General features: G+C 58.5%; 2 protein-coding genes. Both read left to right on the top strand.

Going from position 1 to position 1,390, the window contains the following annotated elements; genetic code table 11:
* Positions 1 to 913 (top strand): pyruvate kinase (gene pyk / locus PQR02_RS40400; protein WP_408243381.1); only part of this gene is annotated, 913 nt, incomplete at its 5' end.
* A 77-nt stretch (positions 914 to 990) separates the two neighbouring features.
* A partial coding sequence (locus PQR02_RS40395; protein WP_408243380.1) for a hypothetical protein occupies positions 991 to 1,390 on the top strand: 400 nt, incomplete at its 3' end.

The raw sequence follows: 1,390 nt of genomic DNA, 5'->3' as shown, positions 1-1,390 counted from the left end.
CATTCCAGCACTGACCGAAAAGGACAAGCAAGACCTCCAATTCGGCCTGGAACAAGGCGTAGAGTGGATCGCACTGTCTTTTGTGCAGCGGGCAGACGCAGTGCGCGACGCGCGTAATCTGATCAAAGGCCGGGCTAAGATTATCGCCAAGATCGAGAAGCCGTCCGCCGTGGATTCGATCGAGGAGATCATTGAGGCTTCTGACGCAATCATGATTGCGCGTGGCGATATGGGTGTTGAATTGCCACCCGAGGAAGTCCCGGTAATCCAGAAGCGGATCGTGGGTTTATGCCGGGAGGCCGGAAAGCCTGTCGTTGTAGCAACGCAGATGCTGGAGTCGATGGTGAACTCTGCCGTGCCCACGCGAGCAGAGACGTCCGACGTAGCGACGGCCGTTTTTGACGGTGCCGATGCCGTTATGCTGTCCGCGGAGTCCGCGTCAGGTGCCTTTCCGGTCCAAGCCGTTTCGATGATGAATCGGATTATCGAGCACACAGAGAATGCGCCGTCGTATCGCCAACTGCTGAAAGCAGTCAGGCCGCCCGCCTCTGCTGACGCACCGGGGGCGATCAGCGCAGCGATCTTTACCGTCACGTCAATGTTGCCGGTCGCAGCAATCGTCGCCTATACCACTTCCGGCGCGACTGCCGCACGGATTGCTCGCGAACGGCCAGCCTCCCGCATCCTGTCGCTCACTCCTGATGAAGCCGTTGCGCGTCAACTTACGTTGACTTGGGGTGCCTGTCCTTTACATGTCGACGATGCGGAGAACGTGGAAGATATGGTCACGAAAGCCACGGCGGCAGCGCATCGGATCGGTGTCGACCGCCGCAAACCGCTCCTGATCGCAGCAGGTGTCCCGTTTGGCACGCCCGGCATCAGTAATCTGCTGAGAATCGTCTACCCTTCCTGATCTTTCATTCATACGTCAGGGCATGGGGGCGCGCTGGGCGGGCCCCCATCAGTTTTGGCAAGGCGCTGGTATCCGCCATGGTAACGAAAGCACGGAATCTCAAAAAACCACGACGCGGACCGGCGCTGTCCAAACAGATGCTGCTTCCGCTTCCCTTGCCGCTTGTCAAAGACCTGTCTCTAGTCTCGCACCTTGCCCTTGCTTCGTTTCAATCCGGCCACGGCAGCCAGCATCTCCTATATCAACTCATCCGAACAACATACCTCTCATATTTGATGTGGAACGAGGGGCTGGGTGCCGGCAACTATCAGCTTTACTGCGACGCTGAGCGCGAGATGGAGGCCATCGCGGCTGTTCACGCAGGCGGCGGGCCGTGGACACTCAGTGAGGACGCTAGCTCTATACTCGAGAAGATCGTATGTATCTACGACGTCCAGCTTGGCGGCATATCCGGGGGGCTTTTCACACGATGCCAGG

The sequence above is a fragment of the Paraburkholderia sediminicola genome (assembly GCF_046026895.1).
Lineage (GTDB): Bacteria > Pseudomonadota > Gammaproteobacteria > Burkholderiales > Burkholderiaceae > Paraburkholderia > Paraburkholderia sediminicola_C.
Note: the sequence above shows the minus strand (reverse complement) of the source record. Positions and strands in the feature narration are given on the sequence as shown.